This is a genomic window from Cupriavidus sp. 05N39, from assembly GCF_056397325.1.
Map to the genome: position 1 here is coordinate 68,092 of NZ_JBFTNE010000018.1, position 15,324 is coordinate 83,415.

Genomic DNA, 15,324 nt, shown 5'->3' on the forward strand with positions numbered 1-15,324 from the left:
GATGCTCCGACTGTGACTCGCCTATGCTGCGAAATCTGCTGCTAAATTACGCCGCGATCTGACCGCCGGCGGCTTCGATCGCAGCCTTGGCACCAGCGGTGGCGCCCAGACCCTTGATCGTAACCTTGCGGGTCAGCTCACCAGCCTTGATGACCTTGGCGCTCTTGGCCAGCTCAGCCACCAGGCCAGCTTGCTTCAGAACCAGCAGGTCCACCTCGGTGGCTTCCAGGCGCTCGATATCACGCAGGGTCACTTCGGCGTTGAAGGCCTTCGTCAGCGACGTGAAGCCACGCTTCGGCAGGCGACGATACAGCGGCATTTGACCGCCTTCGAAGCCGACCTTGTGGAAGCCGCCCGAACGCGACTTCTGACCCTTGTGACCACGGCCGGCAGTCTTGCCCAGGCCGGAGCCGATACCGCGGCCGACGCGACGCTTGGCGTGCTTCGAACCGTCAGCCGGTTTGAGGTTGTTGAGTTGCATCTTGCTCTCCGTGTCCCGGGACTCAGGCCAGAACCTTGACCAGGTACGAGACCTTGTTGATCATGCCGCGCACGGCAGGCGTGTCCTGCAGTTCCGACACCGAATTGATACGGCGCAGGCCCAGGCCACGGACGGTGGCGCGATGATCCTCGCGCGTGCCGATCAGGCTGCGCACGAGTTGCACTTTTACGGTTTGTTGCGACATTTCGTCCGACTCCTTAACCGAGGATGTCTTCAACAGACTTGCCACGCTTTGCGGCGATCTCGCCCGGCGTGCTCATCTTTTGAAGACCGTCCAGCGTGGCGCGAACCATGTTGTACGGATTGGTCGAGCCGTGCGACTTGGTCACGACGTTGGTCACGCCCATCACTTCGAAAATCGCGCGCATCGGGCCACCAGCGATCACGCCGGTACCTTCCTTGGCGGGCATCATCAGCACCTTGGCGGCGCCGTGCTTGCCAACGACTTCGTGTTGCAGCGTGCCGTTCTTCAGCGAGACCTTGACCATCTTGCGACGGGCTTCGTCCATTGCCTTCTGAACTGCAACCGGCACTTCCTTAGCCTTGCCCTTGCCCATGCCGATGCGGCCATCGCCGTCACCAACCACGGTCAGCGCAGCGAAACCGAGAATCCGGCCACCCTTCACCACCTTGGTGACGCGGTTGACCGAGATCATCTTCTCGCGGAGGCCGTCGTCGCGTTCGTCCTGCTGGACTTTTGCTTGCATTTTTGCCATGACGTATCTCTCTATGTGCGCTTAGAACTTAAGGCCGGCTTCGCGTGCTGCGTCAGCCAGTGCCTTCACGCGACCATGGAAGCGGAAGCCGCCGCGATCGAACGCAACGGTTTCCACGCCAGCTGCCTTCGCCTTTTCGGCGATGCGCTTGCCAATCAGGGTCGCGGCGGCGGCGGTAGCACCGCTGCCAGTCAGTTCCTTGCGCACTTCTGCCTCGACGGTCGAAGCCGATGCCAGCACTTGCGTGCCGCACGGCGAGTAGACCTGGGCGTAAATATGCGAATTCGTACGGAACACGGTCAGACGGTTGATCTTCAACTCCGCGATTTTGGCGCGGGTCTGACGTGCACGGCGCAAACGAGCGTCTTTCTTGTTCATGATTGCACCCCTTACTTCTTCTTGGTTTCCTTCAGGATGACGCGCTCGTCCGAGTAGCGAACGCCCTTGCCCTTATAGGGCTCAGGCGGACGGTACGCGCGGACTTCCGCAGCCACCTGACCGACTTTCTGCTTGTCCGCACCCTTGATGATGATCTCGGTCTGCGTGGGCGYTGTCGCCGTCACGCCTTCCGGCATCGCATGGATCACGTCGTGCGAGAAACCAAGCTGGAGCTTCAGCGCAGTACCTTGCAGCTGGGCACGATAGCCCACGCCGACCAGGTTAAGCTTGCGCTCGAAACCGGCGGTTACACCCTTGACCATATTGGCCACCAGGGCGCGCATGGTGCCCTGCAGTGCGTTTGCTTCGCGCGATTCATCGACCGGAGCGAAGGTCAGCGTGTCGTTTTCGACATTGACCTTGACCAGGCTGTGAATCGGCTGCGTCAGCGTGCCGAGCGGGCCCTTAACGGAGAGCACGCCAGCCGCCACATTGACTTCCGCGCCTTTGGGCAGCGCGATGGGAGCCTTACCTACACGGGACATGGTCTACTCCTTACGCGACGTAGCAAAGAACTTCGCCGCCCACGCCAGTGGCACGTGCCTTGCGGTCGGTCATCAGACCCTGGGGGGTCGAGATGATTGCGACGCCGAGGCCGTTCATCACTTGGGGGATGTCGCTGCGGCCCTTGTACACGCGCAGACCAGGCTTCGAGACGCGTTCAATGCGCTCGATGACCGGACGGCCGGCGTAGTACTTCAGACCGATGCTCAGTTGTGCCTTGCCGCCTTCTTCTTTCACGGCGTAGTCGTCGATGTAGCCTTCGTCCTTAAGGACCTTGGCGATTGCCACTTTCAGCTTCGACGACGGCATGACAACCGACACTTTCTGCACGCCTTGGGCGTTGCGGATGCGCGTCAGCATATCGGCGATAGGATCGCTCATGCTCATACTGTTTCTCCTGTAGCCTGTGCGTAATTACCAGCTGGCTTTCGTCAGACCCGGGATTTCGCCACGGAAGGCGATTTCACGGATCTTATTACGCGCCAGGCCAAACTTGCGGAAGGTACCGCGGGGACGACCGGTGATCGCGCAGCGGTTACGCTGGCGAGTCGGGTTAGCGTTGCGCGGGAGCTGTTGCAGCTCGAGACGCGCGCTATAACGCTCTTCTTCCGACTTTTCCTGGTCGTCGATAATGGCCTTGAGGGTTGCACGCTTGTCGGCATACTTTGCCACGAGCCTAGCGCGCTTCTTCTCACGTTCAATCAGAGCCAATTTAGCCACGGTTACCCCTTAATTACGGAACGGGAACTTGAATGCTGCGAGGAGCGCCTTGGCTTCCTCGTCATTCTTCGCCGTCGTCGTGATGCTGATGTTCAGACCACGCAATGCGTCGATCTTGTCGTACTCGATTTCGGGGAAAATGATCTGCTCTTTCACACCGATGTTGTAGTTACCACGACCATCGAACGAGCGGCCCGACACGCCACGGAAGTCACGCACGCGGGGCAGAGCCACGGTCACGAGACGATCGAGGAATTCGAACATGCGTTCGCCGCGCAGCGTCACCATCGCGCCGATGGGATAGCCCTGGCGGATCTTGAAGCCGGCGATTGCCTTCTTGGCCTTGGTCACCACCGGCTTTTGACCGGCGATCTTGGTCAGGTCGCCCACGGCCAGCTCAATGACCTTCTTGTCATTGATGGCTTCGCCAAGGCCCATGTTCAGGGTGATCTTGGTGATGCGCGGCACTTCCATGACCGACTTGAAGCCGAACTGCTCGATCAGCTTCGGAACAACCTGTTCTTTGTAAAACTCTTGCAGACGTGCTGTCATGCTCAACTCCTCTTCGTGCCCAGAATCAAGCTGCCACGACGGCACCGGTGGTCTTCAGCACGCGCACGCGCTTGCCGTCTTCCACCTTGATACCGACGCGCGACGGCTTGCCATTGGCATCCACGAGCGCAACGTTAGAAATATGCAACGGCATGACTTTGTCGATGACGCCACCAGTGGTGCCCAGCATCGGGTTCGGACGTGCGTGCTTCTTGGCAACGTTGACGCCTTCCACCACGACCTTGTCGCCGAGCATGGCTTGCACGGTGCCGCGCTTGCCCTTGTCTTTGCCGGTCAGGACGATGACTTCGTCGCCTTTACGAATCTTGTTCATGGCGGCTCCTTACAGCACTTCCGGCGCGAGCGACACGATCTTCATGAAGCGCTCGGTACGGAGTTCACGAGTCACCGGCCCGAAAATACGGGTGCCGATCGGCTCGAGCTTGGTGTTCAGCAAGACAGCGGCATTGCTGTCGAACTTGACGAGCGACCCATCAGCGCGACGCACGCCCTTGGCGGTACGCACGACGACGGCGTTGTAAATATCGCCCTTCTTCACGCGACCGCGCGGCGCTGCGTCCTTGACGGTCACCTTGATGATGTCGCCCACGCTCGCATAGCGGCGCTTGGACCCACCCAGCACTTTGATGCACAGCACTTCGCGCGCACCAGTGTTATCGGCTACTTCGAGCCGGCTTTCTGTCTGAATCATGGTGTTATCTTCCCAACTTAATCCACCGGGCAACGCCCGCCGGTCAGTCTTGGTCCCGTCAGCCCCTGGCTTTGCGCCAGCAACCGTTTGGGTTGATCAACTTTGAAGTCGGTAGTTACCAGGCGGCCTGAACATGGTTAATCAGGAGCCGCTCGGCCAGGTTCGCTTCATCGACTCGCCGGGGTGATACAACTAAGGCGAATGCAACAAAGCGGAAGTCCAGGATTATAGCACATAACCCTGGACTCGCAAGCCAACCTAAAACCGTGTGGTTTTTTAGATGACGCGCGCAGCTTCGACCAGACGGGAAACCACCCAGGACTTGGTCCGCGACAGCGGACGCGTTTCCTGGATCTCGACCTTGTCGCCTTCCTTGTACTGGTTGGCTTCGTCGTGTGCGTGGTACTTCTTGGAACGCAGCACGTACTTGCCGTACAGAGGATGCTTGACGCGGTTTTCGATCAGGACCGTGACGGTCTTGTCCATCTTGTCGCTAACTACCCGGCCGACCAAAGTACGGCGAAGCGACGATTCCGTTTGTGCAGTTTCAGTCATTTCGTGGTCGCCTTTTCGTTCAGCACGGTTTGCACCCGCGCGATGTCCTTGCGCACCTTCTTCAGCTGGCTGGTGTTCTGCAGCTGTTGGGTGGCCTTTTGCATGCGCAGGCTAAATTGGGCCTTCAGCAGCTCGGAGAGCTCCTGGTTCAGCCCGGCGGCATCTTTGCCRCGAAGTTCGGATGCTTTCATCCCTGCTCTCCTTACGTCCCGACCTGGCGCACCACGAAATTGGTGGCGATCGGCAGCTTGGCGGCCGCGAGGCGGAACGCCTCACGAGCCAGCTCTTCCGTCACGCCATCCATTTCGTACAGCATCTTGCCCGGCTGGATTTCTGCCACGTAGTATTCCGGATTACCCTTACCGTTACCCATACGGACTTCGGCGGGCTTCTTCGAGATCGGCTTGTCCGGGAAAATCCGGATCCAGATGCGGCCGCCACGCTTGATGTGACGGGTCATCGCACGACGTGCCGACTCGATCTGACGAGCCGTCAGACGACCACGGCCCATCGCCTTCAGGCCGAATTCGCCGAAAGACACGGCGTTGCCACGGGTAGCCTTACCCGTGTTGCGGCCTTTCTGCTCCTTGCGGTATTTTCTGCGCTTAGGTTGCAGCATCGTTATTCTCCACTCTTCGCATCTGCGCCAGGAGCGCGGCGACCTGCACCGGCACCCGCGCCACCGCGGCGATTGCCACCCGGACGGCCGCCTTCGCCTTCACGGCGACGACCATCAGGACGACCACCCGGGCGACGACGACGCTCGTCTTGCGGCTCTTCCACCACCGGCGCATCGTTGCGGCCGAGGTGATCACCCTTGTAGACCCACACCTTGACACCGATGATGCCGTAGGTGGTTTCTGCTTCGGAGAAGCCGTAGTCGATGTCGGCGCGCAGGGTGTGCAGGGGCACACGGCCTTCGCGATACCACTCGGTACGAGCGATTTCGATGCCGTTCAGACGACCGGCGCTCATGATCTTGATGCCCTGGGCACCGAGGCGCATCGCATTCTGCATCGCGCGCTTCATTGCGCGGCGGAACATGATACGGCGCTCGAGCTGCTGGGTGATCGAATCGGCGATCAGCTGCGCATCGGTTTCCGGCTTGCGGATTTCCTCGATGTTCACGTGCACGGGCACACCCATGCGGCGTTGCAGCTCGGCCTTGAGCAGTTCGATGTCCTCACCCTTCTTGCCGATCACCACGCCCGGACGCGAGCTATAAATGGTGAGACGTGCATTGCGGGCGGGGCGCTCGATCACGACGCGGCCTACCGAAGCGTTCTTGAGCTTCTTCTTCAGAAACTCGCGAACTTCGATGTCTTCCTTCAGCATGCCGGCGAACTTCGTGTTGTTGGCGTACCAACGCGAAGCCCAGTTACGGCTGACGGCCAGACGGAAGCCAGTCGGATGAATCTTCTGTCCCATCGTGACTCCTTAGTTGCCGAGCGTCACAGTGATGTGACAAGTTTGTTTCTCGATGCGGTTGCCGCGGCCCTTTGCTCGTGCCGTGAAACGCTTGAGCGAGGTTGCCTTGTCGACGAAGATGGTCTTGACCTTCAATTCGTCGATGTCGGCGCCTTCGTTATGCTCGGCGTTGGCGATGGCCGATTCGACCACCTTCTTCACGATGACGGCAGCCTTTTTCGGGCTGAACGTCAGAACGTTGAGCGCGCGCTCGATCGGCAGACCGCGGATCTGGTCAGCGACCAGGCGCGTTTTCTGGGCGGAGATGCGGGCACCGCGATGAATCGCTTTCACTTCCATGATGGCACCTTACCTCTTCGCTTTCTTGTCAGCCGCGTGGCCCTTGAACGTACGCGTGAGCGCAAATTCACCGAGCTTGTGGCCAACCATGTTTTCCGAAACATACACCGGCACGTGTTGACGGCCGTTGTGTACGGCGATCGTCAGGCCGATGAAGTCCGGCAGAATGGTCGAGCGACGCGACCAAGTCTTGATGGGCTTCTTGTCCTTGCCGCCTGCAGCTGCTTCCACCTTTTTCAGCAGGTGGGCGTCACAGAACGGACCCTTTTTTGCGGAACGTGTCATGTCTAGGCTCCTACCTACCGATTAACGCTTGTGGCGGCGCTGCACGATCATGCTGGCAGTGCGCTTGTTGCTGCGGGTACGGTAACCCTTAGCCGGGGTACCCCACGGCGAAACGGGGTCACGACCTGCGGCGGTCTTGCCTTCACCACCACCGTGCGGGTGGTCCACCGGGTTCATCACAACGCCGCGAACCGTCGGGCGGATACCGCGCCAACGATTTGCACCGGCCTTGCCGATGACGCGCAGGCTGTGCTCTTCGTTACCGACTTCACCGATGGTGGCGCGGCATTCGATGTGAACGCGACGCACTTCACCGGAGCGCAGGCGAACCTGGGCGTAGATGCCTTCACGAGCCAGCAGCACGGCGGAACCGCCTGCGGCGCGAGCGATCTGAGCGCCCTTGCCCGGCAGCATTTCCACGCAGTGGATGGTGGTACCAACCGGAATGTTGCGGATCGGCAGGTTGTTACCCGACTTGATCGCAGCTTCCGAGCCATTCATCAACGCCTGGCCAACTACCATGCCCTTGGTGGCAATGATGTAGCGGCGTTCGCCGTCGGCGAACAGCACCAGCGCGATATTGGCGCTGCGGTTCGGATCGTATTCCAGACGCTCGACCTTGGCGGGGATGCCGTCCTTGTCGTTGCGCTTGAAGTCGACCACGCGATAGTGGTGCTTATGACCACCGCCCTTGTGGCGGGTGGTGATATGACCGTTGTTGTTACGGCCCGACTTCTGGAATTGCTTTTCCAGCAGCGGAGCGTGGGGCGCGCCCTTGTGCAGGTTGGCGTTAACCACCTTCACCATGGAGCGACGGCCCGGGGACGTCGGCTTGGTCTTGACGAGTGCCATGATTACTTGGCCTCCGCTTCAAAATTGATTTCCTGACCCGGCTTGAGCGAAACGTAAGCCTTCTTCACGTGGTTGCGACGCCCCATGAAACGGCCAAAACGCTTTTGCTTGCCCTTTTGGTTCAGGATCTGAACGGACTGCACCTCGACCTTGAACAGCAGTTCGACTGCCGCCTTCACGTCTGCCTTGTTGGCATCGCGAGCGACTTCGAACACGACTTGTTCGTTCTTGTCGGCGACCAGGGTTGCCTTTTCGGAAACCACCGGCGCGAGCAGCACCTGCATCAAACGATGATCGTTCTTGGCTACTTGCGTCATTTCAGCAACTCCTCGATCTGCGCGACGGCTGCCTTGGTCACCAGCACCTTCTTGTAGTGCACGAGCGACAGCGGGTCAGCCTGGCGCGGCTCGACAACTGCCACGTGCGGCAGGTTGCGCGAAGCCAGGTAGAGGTTCTCGTCGAGGCTGTCGGTGATGATCAGCACCGAGTCCAGGCCCATGGCCTTGAACTTGTYGGCCAAGAGCTTGGTCTTGGGCGCATCGACGGTGAAACCGTCCACCACGTTGATACGACCTTCACGTGCGAGCTGCGAGTAAATCGAGCGCATACCGGCACGGAACATCTTCTTGTTGACCTTCTGCGTGAAGTTCTCTTCCGGCGAATTCGGGAAGATACGGCCGCCCCCGCGCCACAGCGGCGAGGAAGACATACCGGCACGGGCGCGACCCGTACCCTTCTGGCGCCAAGGCTTCTTGGTCGTGTGCTTGACCTCTTCACGATCCTTCTGCTTACGGTTACCGCTGCGAGCGTTAGCCTGGTAAGCGACGACGATCTGGTGAACGAGGGCTTCGTTGTAGTCACGGCCGAAGACTTCGGGCGAAGCGTCAACGCTTGCGCCGATCTGGCCATTGTCCTGGAGGAGCTTGAGTTCCATTGATTCGCTCCTTAAGCTTTGGCTTTGGCCTTGACGGCCGGGGTAACGATAACCTTGCCGCCCTTGGAGCCGGGAATGGCGCCCTTGACCAGCAGCAGCTTGCGCTCTGCGTCGATCTTGGCGATTTCCAGGTTCTGGACGGTGCGGGTGACGTCACCCAGATGGCCGGTCATGCGCTTGCCGGGGAACACACGGCCCGGATCCTGCGCCATACCGATGGAACCCGGCACGTTGTGCGAACGCGAGTTACCGTGGGTGGCACGACCCGATGCGAAATGGTGACGCTTGATGGTACCGGCGTAGCCCTTACCGATGGTCACGCCCTGGACGTCGATCTTTTGACCGACTTCGAACAGGTCAACCGACAGCGTGCCGCCGGGTTGCAGTTCGCCAGCCTTAGCGGCATCGATGCGGAATTCGCGGATGATTTCACCAGCTTCAACACCAGCTTTGGCAAGGTGACCTGCCAAAGGCTTGGTGACGCGGCTAGCGCGGCGTGCGCCGAAAGTGACTTGAACCGAGGTATAACCGTCGGTCTCGTCCGTCTTGATTTGTGTCACGCGGTTGTCGCCGACCTCGACCACGGTAACGGGAATTGAATCGCCGTCGTCCGTGAAAATACGGGTCATGCCAACCTTGCGACCTACAAGGCCAAGGCTCATGGTTTGCTCCATTCCCAGCTGCGATTGGCCGGGGCTGATTGATACACGAAAACAGTGTTTGCAGTGCGGGGCTTGCGCTGAAGAAGACTGCGCGCGGCCAAGCTGGCCGGCCCACTACCCATAGACAAACGGGTAGCCTTACACTATATCGCAGCGGTTTGGAAAGAGCAAGAGTGCCTTAGGAAGTTGGGGCGTGCGCGGTGGGGCCGGTGTTGTTTTGTGGCGTTGACTACGGTTGCGGGGCGCTGGCACCGCGCGTCTTGACAGCAAAAGTGGCAATTTCGGCACCGAATCGGAAGCCTTACCGCCCAACCTTCACGAACTCCCCGCCGAAAAACACCAGCGGTTCACCCTCCCCCACTTCAAACCCCTGCACTTCGCCAACGATCAGTAGATGATCTCCTACCGCGTCCGCGCGCTCCACCCTGCACGCCAGCGTGGCCAACGCTTCATCGAGATAAGGTACGCCCCGCTCACAGCGCCGATGGGAGACGCCGGCAAACTTGTCCTCGGCAGGCGTGGCAAAACGGCGCGCCAGCTCGCCGTGGCCCGCCTGCAGGATGCTGACGCCGAAGTGCTTCCCCACGGCGAAATGCGCGGCGCTTGGCGAGTGCAGTGCGAGGCTCCACAAGATCAGCGGGGGCGCCAGGGATAGCGAGGCGAAAGAGTTGATGGTCAAGCCAATCGGACGGCCCTCGGCACCGCAGGCACCGATGACCGCCACGCCAGTAGCGTAGCGGCCACAGGCCCGCCGCAGCGCCCTGGTATCCAGCACAGCGCAAGCGGCTTCCATATCAGGCCGCCTGAGGCAGATGCTGGTCAATCAACTGCTGGCAGGCAGCGGAATCTGACCACCAGGGGAAGAAGTCCGGCGGATTATCGAAGCCATTGGCAATGCGGGCGGCCAGCTCTGGCGCATGGCCTGCCGCGCCCAGCAGCGACAGGATATGCGCTGGCGGTGGCGTGAGCAGGGAGTTGGTCCAGTTCACTACGTCGCCGGCGTACTGCCAGTAGCGCGCGAACGTCTGCTCCATCCAGTCCCCGTCGAAACCGCGATCGCCGTGCGCAATGATGGCATCCAGATACACCTTGCAGCACTTGGCGGCGTTGTTGGAGCCCTGTCCGGTAATGGGATCGTTGACGAGGACAGCGTCGGCCATGCCGAACACGAGCCGGCCCGAGGGCAAGGTCATCACCGGCCGGCGCACGGTCGGGGCGAAGCGGCCGGCGAGAATGCCTTGCTCGTCGGTCAGCGTCACCGCATCGCAGCGCTCCGCCTCCCACGGCAACCAGGTGCGCAGGATGCGCAGACTCTCGGCGAGGTGCTGCTCCGGCGTACGCGCATCGGCCCAGCGGTCCATCGGGCCGCCCGGTATGCCCTCGAACACCATGATCTCGCAGGGGCCGGATAGCGTCAGGGCCGGGAAGACGAAGTATTCGCCAATGCCGGGAATCAAGTTGAAGCAAACCCGCGAGAACGGGGTGCGCGGCGCCATTGCGTTCACATAGGTCAGGGCAAGCGAACGCTGCGGCGCGCTGAAAGGACTGCGCGTGGCGTCCCGCTCGAAACGGCTGACGATCTCGCCCTTGCCAGCCGCAAGCAGCACAAGATCATGCTCGCGAGCCAGCGCTTCCAGTTCATCGACGCCGGCATCGGCAATGCGCAGGTCGCCACCGCGTTGCGCGAAGGCTTCCATCCAGGCCGGCATCTTGAGTCGCTGGTCCACCGCTTGGGCCGGATGGTCGAGCCGGGCAGCCCAGTCGATCAACCTGGCGGCAGGCTGTTCCGGATGCGGAATCGCCAGGCCGATCCCTTCCACCGGCGGGCACGCATCATCCCACCAGTTCAAGCCCAGCTCTCGCTCGGTCTGCAGCGCGCGATCGAACATGCACTGGCTGGACATGACCTTGCCCGCGCGGACCTGGTCCGGCGTGCGATTGGTCAGCAGCGTGACCCGGTAGCCCTTGGCTTGCAGGCCCAGGGCCATCTGCAGGCCGGACTGGCCGGCGCCGACGATGGCAATGCGTTGGCTCATGGCAATCTCCTACTTGAAGGTTCAGCGTGAAAGTCGAAGTCCCGCATCGCGGTTTCAGCCGGCCAGGCGCGGGATGGCGGGCACGTTTTGCTCCGGGCCCATCGCCGAGTAGCCGCCGTCCACCGCGTAGTCGGCGCCGGTGACAAAGCTGGCATGGTCCGAGCAGAGAAACAGCACCACCTGGGCCACTTCATCGGGCTCGCCCACGCGGCCCAGCAGGTGGAAGTCCGCCGCCACGCGATCGGTACGCTCGCGGTTGCCACCGCTGACCTCGTCCATCAGCCGGCACCAGGTCCAGCCCGGCGAGACAGCGTTGACGCGGATATGGTCGGGCGCGAGGTCCATCGCCATGCTGCGGGTGAGCTGCCGGATCGCTGCCTTGGAGGCCGGATAGAGCCAGCGGCCGGTCTGCGCCACGTTGGCCGAGATGCTGGTGAGGTTGACGATCGCGCCACCGCCGCGCGCGCGCATTCCCTCGTGGACGGCCTGGGCCAGCATCACGCTGGAGACCACATTGACGTCGAGCGCGGTGAGCCAGTCGCGGCGGTTCGATTTGAAGCCGTCATCGAGATAGGTGCAGGCCAGGTTGACGAGGTAATCGATGCCGCCGAAGTGCCGCGTGACCTGCGACACGGCCGCGGCCACCTCGGCGTCGTCGGTGATGTCGGCGCGAATGAAGCGTGCTCGTTCGCCCAGCTCGCCGGCGACACGCTCGCCGCCGGCGGCATCGATATCGAGAATCGCCACTCGCGTGCCGGCCTCGACGAAGGCCTTCGCCACGCCCGCGCCGATAAGGGTGGCGCCGCCGCTGACGATGGCGACTTTGTCCTGCAGTCCTTTCATGACGTTGTCTCCTTGTATCGGTGCGTTGCCCATGCGCCGCAGGGACCAAGCGGTACCCGCGGCGCGCGCCGGGCACGCCCCTTTTGCTTTGATTTTGTCGATTGCCGGGGCGGCGGTCCCGCCCCGCCTACTTGCCTTCGCTCTCCTGCCAGCGTGCCATCAGCGCGTTGGAGGGCAACGTTTCATCGAGCAGCTTGCGGGCAGTCTTGATGCCGGCCACGGGCAGCCCGGTCGGATCGAGCTTGCCGATCTGCACCAGCACGCTGGCCTGGTCCCAGTAGATGTGCTCGTGGTAAAGCTTGTCGCCACGGAACTTGACGATGGCGACAAGCGGAATCTCCACTCGCTTGCCAGTGGGTGGCACGCCAGGCAGCATCCAGTCAATCTCGCAGGTATGCGTGAAGCAGAACAGCAGCTCGTCGACGATCTGGCTGGCGCCCACCGTACGTGACAGCGGAATCAGCGTGGTGTCCGGCGGGYTGCTGTGGACAAAGTGGTTCTGGTAGAAGCGCTTGAGCTGCCGATAGCCGACGCCACCGGTCATGGTCGGGATATGGTTGACGTAGGGCTCCGCCACCATGGTCGCCATCGTGGCATCGACATCGCGGGTGGCGAATTCGTATTCGCAGTGCTTGTCCCAGAGGGCCGAGAAGTCGTAGTGCGGACCCATCTCTGCGCGCAGCGCGCCAATCGACCGCTGGTGCGCCATCAGCGCGGACGGTCGGTCATAGTGCTCGCCGCCGGCGCGGGCAAATGCATGATCGACGCCGGGATAGACATACAGCTCAATGCCATCCTTGCCGCCCAGGGCAGCGCGGATCTGCGCTTGCGCCTCCGGCGGGCAGAAGCCGTCGCGCTCGGCCACATGCAGCACCAGCCGGCCCTTGATGTGGGCTGCCTCGGCCAGTGCATGCTCAATGCCGACGCCGTAGTACGCCACCGCGCAGGCCACCCTGTCCAGGCGGCAGGCGGACAGGTAGGCGAGCTTGCCACCCAGGCAAAAGCCGAGCACCCCCGTCTGGCCCACGCACTCGGGACGCGCGCGCAGCGCTTCCAGCGCCGAACCCACATCCTTGACGCCGAGGGCCTCATCAAAGCGCTGATACAGCCCAAGGGCGCGCTGGAAGTCTTCGCCGCGGTCGCCCAGTTCAATGCCGGGTGCGATACGCCAGAACAGGTCCGGCACCAGGACCGTGTAGCCTTCCTCGGCGTAGTAGTCCGCCACGGCGCGCATAGTGGCGTTGACGCCGAAGATTTCCTGGCACAACACGATGCCAGGCCCCTTGCCCGATTCGGGCGTGGCCAGGTAGGCATTGAATGTGCCGCTGCCGTCGGCGGCTTGGATCTGGATAGTCTGGCCCATGGGCTGCGCTCCTTTGTTCTTGGGGGTTGGGCTGCCGTGCTGGATTCGATCATGGGCGATCCGCACCGCAGCAAACTAGCCACCGGCTGCAGCGGCTATCCGATTAGTGCAGGAAAATGGCGGGGCGGGCAAGTGGCGCGAGGAAGCGATCCACTATAGTGATGTGAAGGATTCCGTCCGCAGACCAGCGCGGGGCCAATGCGGCAACGCAGCAGCACGGTCCGCAGGCAGGAGGATCCCCCACCAGGAACGGCGCGCCAATGATGCCGAGGAGCGAGACAATGCCGCAGCCCCCCGCGGCCACGGCCACCGAGCCGCTGGCTGGCGCCCTGCTAGACGACCCTACCCGGCTGGTCTTCGCCTCGACCGACCAGGCCGAGACGCGGGCCGCCGTCGGCATGGTGTTCAAGCCGCACAAGCTCACCATCGGCGGCACCGCGCTGGCGGCGCGCATGTATCATGCGCCCCTTGGCGCGGTCTCATTCAACCGGCTGGCCTATGGGGCCGAGGTGCAGATCGAGCCCGGGCCGCTTGACGACTTCCTGCTGGTGCAGATGCCCATAGCCGGCCATGCGGAAATCCGTTGCGGCCAGCAGGAGATCCTTTCCGACCGGGAAACCGCTTCGGTGCTGACGCCTTGCGATCCGGTGCGAATGCGCTGGAGCCGCGACAGCGACCAGTTGATCGTGCGCGTCGAGCGCGGCGCGCTGGAGCGGGTGTGCGCGGCGTACCTGGGCCATCGTCCCCAACAACCGCTGCGTTTCGAGCTAGGCATGCCGTGGCGGCGTCTGGCGGCGTGGTACCAGATGGTGCACTACCTGGCGGATGTGATGGCGCTGGCACCGGATGCGGCCCGGCATCCGCTCACTGCCTGCCAGCTGGAGCAGTTGGTGATCGGCACGCTATTGACGGTGCAGCCCCACAGTCTCAGCGAAGCACTGCGGGCGCGCGGCAAACCCCTGGCACCGCGTCATGTGAAACTGGTCGAAGAGTACATCCATGCCCATGCCAACGCACCGTTGACGCCAGCCTTGCTGGCCGAAGTGGCCGGCGTCAGCCTGCGCGGGCTGTATGCGGGATTTCGCGAGCACCGCGGCATCAGCCCGATGGCATACCTGCGCGCAGTCCGGCTGGAACGGGTGCATCAGGACTTGTTGAACGACCGGGCCCTCGATTCGGTCACCGCCGCGGCCTTGCGCTGGGGCTTCAGCCACCTGGGGCGCTTCAGTGTGGAATATCGCAAGAGTTTCGGCGAGCCACCGGGGCAGACGCTCCGCCGGCGCGGGCCCGCCTAGCCGGCCGTGCAACGGGGAGAGGGGGGCACAAAAACAGAAACGGCGAACCGAAGTTCGCCGTTTCTGTTTGCGCAAAACCGCCAGGGGCGGTCTTGTGCGGAATACCTTACACCTTGATTTCGACGTCGACGCCGGCCGGCAGGTCGAGCTTCATCAGTGCGTCAACGGTCTTGTCGGTAGGATCGACAATGTCCATCAGGCGCTGGTGAGTACGGATCTCGAACTGATCACGGCTCGTCTTGTTGACGTGCGGCGAACGCAGGATGTCGAAGCGCTGGATACGGGTCGGCAGGGGCACCGGGCCCTTGACGATCGCGCCGGTACGCTTGGCGGTATCCACGATTTCGGCTGCCGACTGGTCGATCAGGCGATAGTCGAAAGCCTTCAGGCGGATACGGATCTTCTGGTTCTGCATGATATTTCCTTAAAAGAGCGATGGGCGGCGAGCGCCCTGGAACAAGGGAACAGGCCGGCGGTATTGTACCGCCAGCCTGCTCCAGGAAGTTTGCTTAGTCGAGGATCTTTGCCACGACGCCGGCGCCGACGGTACGACCGCCTTCACGGATGGCGAAACGCAGGCCTTCTTCC

The 15,324-nt window shown here is 62.1% G+C and carries 27 protein-coding genes; 1 reads left to right on the forward strand and 26 read right to left on the reverse strand.

The genetic code is table 11. From position 1 onward, the window contains the following. Positions 1-46: 46 nt before the first annotated feature. The 24 genes from rplO to AC1DN0_RS11665 all read right to left on the reverse strand — a co-directional run bounded on the left by rplO (position 47) and on the right by AC1DN0_RS11665 (position 13,441). Entirely contained in the window at positions 47-481 is a 435-nt protein-coding gene (gene rplO, locus AC1DN0_RS11550) for a 50S ribosomal protein L15 (RefSeq protein ID WP_006160439.1), read from the reverse strand. Between the two features lie 22 nt (positions 482-503). Continuing rightward, positions 504-686 (reverse strand): 50S ribosomal protein L30, encoded by a 183-nt coding sequence (gene rpmD, locus AC1DN0_RS11555; protein WP_006160440.1) that lies wholly within the window; start codon positions 684-686, stop codon positions 504-506. Positions 687-699: 13 nt separating this feature from the next. Next, the gene (gene rpsE / locus AC1DN0_RS11560) at positions 700-1,218 is read right to left on the reverse strand and encodes a 30S ribosomal protein S5 (RefSeq protein WP_006160449.1); all 519 of its coding nucleotides are present in this window, start codon (positions 1,216-1,218) and stop codon (positions 700-702) included. A 21-nt stretch (positions 1,219-1,239) separates the two neighbouring features. Further along, positions 1,240-1,596, reverse strand: a complete 357-nt coding sequence (gene rplR / locus AC1DN0_RS11565; protein ID WP_441632731.1) for a 50S ribosomal protein L18 — start codon at positions 1,594-1,596, stop codon at positions 1,240-1,242. A gap of 11 nt (positions 1,597-1,607) precedes the next feature. Beyond that, on the reverse strand, positions 1,608-2,141 hold the full coding sequence (gene rplF, locus AC1DN0_RS11570; protein WP_477145726.1) for a 50S ribosomal protein L6: 534 nt from the start codon (positions 2,139-2,141) through the stop codon (positions 1,608-1,610). A 10-nt stretch (positions 2,142-2,151) separates the two neighbouring features. Further along, entirely contained in the window at positions 2,152-2,547 is a 396-nt protein-coding gene (rpsH, locus tag AC1DN0_RS11575) for a 30S ribosomal protein S8 (RefSeq protein WP_006160454.1), read from the reverse strand. Between the two features lie 27 nt (positions 2,548-2,574). Then, entirely contained in the window at positions 2,575-2,880 is a 306-nt protein-coding gene (gene rpsN / locus AC1DN0_RS11580; protein ID WP_006160456.1) for a 30S ribosomal protein S14, read from the reverse strand. A gap of 9 nt (positions 2,881-2,889) precedes the next feature. After that, on the reverse strand, positions 2,890-3,432 hold the full coding sequence (rplE, locus tag AC1DN0_RS11585) for a 50S ribosomal protein L5 (RefSeq protein WP_006160458.1): 543 nt from the start codon (positions 3,430-3,432) through the stop codon (positions 2,890-2,892). A gap of 25 nt (positions 3,433-3,457) precedes the next feature. Then, entirely contained in the window at positions 3,458-3,766 is a 309-nt protein-coding gene (rplX, locus tag AC1DN0_RS11590; RefSeq protein WP_035870755.1) for a 50S ribosomal protein L24, read from the reverse strand. 9 nt (positions 3,767-3,775) lie between these two features. Further along, the gene (gene rplN, locus AC1DN0_RS11595; protein WP_017225233.1) at positions 3,776-4,144 is read right to left on the reverse strand and encodes a 50S ribosomal protein L14; all 369 of its coding nucleotides are present in this window, start codon (positions 4,142-4,144) and stop codon (positions 3,776-3,778) included. A gap of 276 nt (positions 4,145-4,420) precedes the next feature. Further along, positions 4,421-4,699 carry a 30S ribosomal protein S17 gene (gene rpsQ / locus AC1DN0_RS11600; RefSeq protein ID WP_006160462.1) on the reverse strand — a complete coding sequence of 93 codons (279 nt, stop codon included), beginning with the start codon at positions 4,697-4,699 and terminating at the stop codon, positions 4,421-4,423. Next, on the reverse strand, positions 4,696-4,890 hold the full coding sequence (rpmC, locus tag AC1DN0_RS11605; protein ID WP_020203850.1) for a 50S ribosomal protein L29: 195 nt from the start codon (positions 4,888-4,890) through the stop codon (positions 4,696-4,698). Before rpmC ends, rpsQ begins: the two co-directional genes overlap by 4 nt. An 11-nt stretch (positions 4,891-4,901) precedes the next feature. Further along, on the reverse strand, positions 4,902-5,318 hold the full coding sequence (rplP, locus tag AC1DN0_RS11610; RefSeq protein WP_006160465.1) for a 50S ribosomal protein L16: 417 nt from the start codon (positions 5,316-5,318) through the stop codon (positions 4,902-4,904). 2 nt (positions 5,319-5,320) lie between these two features. Continuing rightward, positions 5,321-6,127 carry a 30S ribosomal protein S3 gene (gene rpsC / locus AC1DN0_RS11615; RefSeq protein ID WP_035870762.1) on the reverse strand — a complete coding sequence of 269 codons (807 nt, stop codon included), beginning with the start codon at positions 6,125-6,127 and terminating at the stop codon, positions 5,321-5,323. Positions 6,128-6,136: 9 nt separating this feature from the next. Beyond that, positions 6,137-6,466, reverse strand: coding sequence for a 50S ribosomal protein L22 (gene rplV / locus AC1DN0_RS11620; protein WP_006160469.1), 330 nt, complete (start codon positions 6,464-6,466; stop codon positions 6,137-6,139). Positions 6,467-6,475: 9 nt separating this feature from the next. Next, positions 6,476-6,751 (reverse strand): 30S ribosomal protein S19, encoded by a 276-nt coding sequence (rpsS, locus tag AC1DN0_RS11625; protein WP_035870763.1) that lies wholly within the window; start codon positions 6,749-6,751, stop codon positions 6,476-6,478. Positions 6,752-6,772: 21 nt separating this feature from the next. After that, the gene (gene rplB / locus AC1DN0_RS11630) at positions 6,773-7,603 is read right to left on the reverse strand and encodes a 50S ribosomal protein L2 (protein WP_441632736.1); all 831 of its coding nucleotides are present in this window, start codon (positions 7,601-7,603) and stop codon (positions 6,773-6,775) included. A 2-nt stretch (positions 7,604-7,605) separates the two neighbouring features. Next, positions 7,606-7,920 carry a 50S ribosomal protein L23 gene (rplW, locus tag AC1DN0_RS11635; RefSeq protein ID WP_006160473.1) on the reverse strand — a complete coding sequence of 105 codons (315 nt, stop codon included), beginning with the start codon at positions 7,918-7,920 and terminating at the stop codon, positions 7,606-7,608. Beyond that, positions 7,917-8,537 carry a 50S ribosomal protein L4 gene (rplD, locus tag AC1DN0_RS11640; RefSeq protein ID WP_477145727.1) on the reverse strand — a complete coding sequence of 207 codons (621 nt, stop codon included), beginning with the start codon at positions 8,535-8,537 and terminating at the stop codon, positions 7,917-7,919. The genes rplW and rplD overlap by 4 nt, the downstream gene beginning before the upstream one ends. Before the next feature lie 11 nt (positions 8,538-8,548). After that, a complete protein-coding gene (gene rplC / locus AC1DN0_RS11645; RefSeq protein ID WP_035870770.1) occupies positions 8,549-9,199 on the reverse strand; it encodes a 50S ribosomal protein L3 in 651 nt (216 codons plus the stop codon). 301 nt (positions 9,200-9,500) lie between these two features. Beyond that, positions 9,501-9,992: a flavin reductase family protein gene (locus tag AC1DN0_RS11650; RefSeq protein WP_441632740.1), complete on the reverse strand. Its 492-nt coding sequence runs from the start codon at positions 9,990-9,992 to the stop codon at positions 9,501-9,503. A 1-nt stretch (position 9,993) separates the two neighbouring features. Next, on the reverse strand, positions 9,994-11,235 hold the full coding sequence (locus AC1DN0_RS11655) for a styrene monooxygenase/indole monooxygenase family protein (protein WP_441632742.1): 1,242 nt from the start codon (positions 11,233-11,235) through the stop codon (positions 9,994-9,996). A gap of 54 nt (positions 11,236-11,289) precedes the next feature. Continuing rightward, entirely contained in the window at positions 11,290-12,078 is a 789-nt protein-coding gene (locus AC1DN0_RS11660) for an SDR family oxidoreductase (RefSeq protein WP_441632744.1), read from the reverse strand. A gap of 127 nt (positions 12,079-12,205) precedes the next feature. Continuing rightward, positions 12,206-13,441 (reverse strand): dienelactone hydrolase family protein, encoded by a 1,236-nt coding sequence (locus AC1DN0_RS11665; RefSeq protein ID WP_477145728.1) that lies wholly within the window; start codon positions 13,439-13,441, stop codon positions 12,206-12,208. 281 nt (positions 13,442-13,722) lie between these two features. Between AC1DN0_RS11665 and AC1DN0_RS11670 the strand changes: the two genes are divergently transcribed. Continuing rightward, complete coding sequence (locus AC1DN0_RS11670; RefSeq protein WP_441632748.1) at positions 13,723-14,736, forward strand: AraC family transcriptional regulator; 1,014 nt, start codon at positions 13,723-13,725, stop codon at positions 14,734-14,736. Between the two features lie 106 nt (positions 14,737-14,842). Here the strand turns inward: AC1DN0_RS11670 and rpsJ are convergent, their stop codons facing one another. Further along, positions 14,843-15,151: a 30S ribosomal protein S10 gene (rpsJ, locus tag AC1DN0_RS11675; protein WP_006160488.1), complete on the reverse strand. Its 309-nt coding sequence runs from the start codon at positions 15,149-15,151 to the stop codon at positions 14,843-14,845. A 94-nt stretch (positions 15,152-15,245) separates the two neighbouring features. Then, a partial coding sequence (locus AC1DN0_RS11680) for an EF-Tu C-terminal domain-related protein (protein ID WP_156545601.1) occupies positions 15,246-15,324 on the reverse strand: 79 nt, incomplete at its 5' end.